This is a genomic window from Acidovorax sp. LjRoot204 (assembly GCF_056175785.1).
This window is the reverse complement of sequence record NZ_JBGFFF010000324.1, coordinates 1-1,664: the sequence shown is the minus strand read 5'-3', so window position 1 is coordinate 1,664 and position 1,664 is coordinate 1. Positions and strand designations below refer to the sequence as shown.

Genomic DNA, 1,664 nt, shown 5'->3' with positions numbered 1-1,664 from the left:
CACGAAACGAGATCCTTCTTCGTTGGTCCAGAAGGCGACTTCGATGGGGGCTTCGGTTTCGATGCCGTGGTCGTTCAGGGTGCGCACGACTTCGATGCCGGCCAGCACGCCGTAGTTGCCGTCGAACTTGCCGCCGGTGGGCTGGGTGTCGATGTGGCTGCCGGTCATGATGGGTGGCAGGTTGTTGTTGCGGCCGGGGCGGCGCATGAAGCCGTTGCCGATCTTGTCGATGGTGACGGTCATGCCTGCCTCGCGCGCCCAGCGGGTCACCAAGTCACGGCCCTGCTTGTCCAGGTCGGTGAGGGTCAGGCGGCACACGCCGCCCTTGGGGGTGGCGCCGATCTGCGCCAGTTCCATGAGCGAAGCCCACAGGCGATCGCCGTTGATGCGCAGGGTCTCGATGTCGGGTTTGACTTTGGTGTCCATAGAAGCTCCAGAGATATAGCTCAGTCAGGGATATGTGAGCACGTCGCCCAACGGGTAGACGGGCTGGCGCAGGTTTTCGAACGGGAACAGCTGGTAGTCCGAGCTGGTCACGCCGGGGCTATCGCACTCCACCAATCCAGCAGAGAGCGGCWCGAASACCGGYCGGCAGTACATGCGCGACTTGAGCAGCAGGTAACGATATGCCGTGGGGTTCAGGCCCACACAAGAAAAAACGCCCAGATCCCACGGTTCGTGCGGCTGCTCCACCACCACGATCTGCGTGCCGCCGGCATCCAGCCAGACGGCACGTCCCATGGAGCAGCGCTGGCCGGTGTATATCGGGCCCGTCACGGTGTAGCTGCCGTCGCTGATGGCACGCACTGTGCCCTGCACCAGCACGGGCTCTTTGACAATGCCCAGCCGAGCCAGCGGCACCTTGTTGCCCAGGCGCACCGACACCTGCGCGCCCACACCGGCCGCCACGAGCTGCTCAACGGCCTCCGGATCAGACAGCGGCCCCGTGGCGATACCAGTCAGGCCATGCTGCCAGGCGGCCTGCAGCACGTCCATGGTGTCGCAGSTKCCKCCSGACATGCAGTTGTCGCTGTGATCCAGCAGCAGCACGGGCTTGCCCGCTCCTTCGGCCATGCGCTGCGCCCGAACGAAGGCTTCGGCCAAGGGCTCGCTAGCATATACGTAGCCTTCACGTTCCGCCCAGATCTGGGCAGCCACGCGGTCCAGCGCAGCGGCGCACAGCGCTTCACCCTCGGCAGTGCATTCCGCCGTGGCCACTACGCTCACGCATGGTGCGGCGATGTCGGCCAAGGAGAAGCCTGCAAAGATGGTCATGGCCGGCACACCCTCCCCTTCAGCCTGCCGCGCCGATGACACGGCGGCGGCCATAGCGCCACCCAAGGTCGTGCTGCGCAGGGTGTGACTGAGCAGGGGCAACTGTCGCCAGCGCACGGCATAGCGCGTGCCTTGCTGCAACATCTGCAATACGAGACGTGCCGCGTGCTCGCCCGTTTCGTACATGTCCACATGCGGGTAGGTCTTGAACCCGACCATCACATCGGCGTTATCGACCATCTTCTGCGTGATGTTGCCGTGCAGGTCCAGTGCTACACCCAAAGGTACGCCAGGCGCAGCCGCCCTCACCCGGGCAAGCAGGTCTCCTTCCCCGTCCGGTGTGTTCTGCGCCACCATCGCGCCATGCAAATCGAGCAGGATAGCAGGAT

General features: G+C 64.6%; 2 protein-coding genes. Both read right to left on the bottom strand.

The features are described 5' to 3' along the window. Nucleotides 1–426: M20/M25/M40 family metallo-hydrolase (locus tag AC04MI_RS25030; protein ID WP_476499025.1), on the bottom strand; the 426-nt coding region annotated here is incomplete at its 3' end. Between the two features lie 24 nt (nucleotides 427–450). Continuing rightward, nucleotides 451–1,664, bottom strand: a 1,214-nt coding sequence (locus AC04MI_RS25025; RefSeq protein WP_476499024.1) for a M81 family metallopeptidase, incomplete at its 5' end; no start/stop codon positions are given.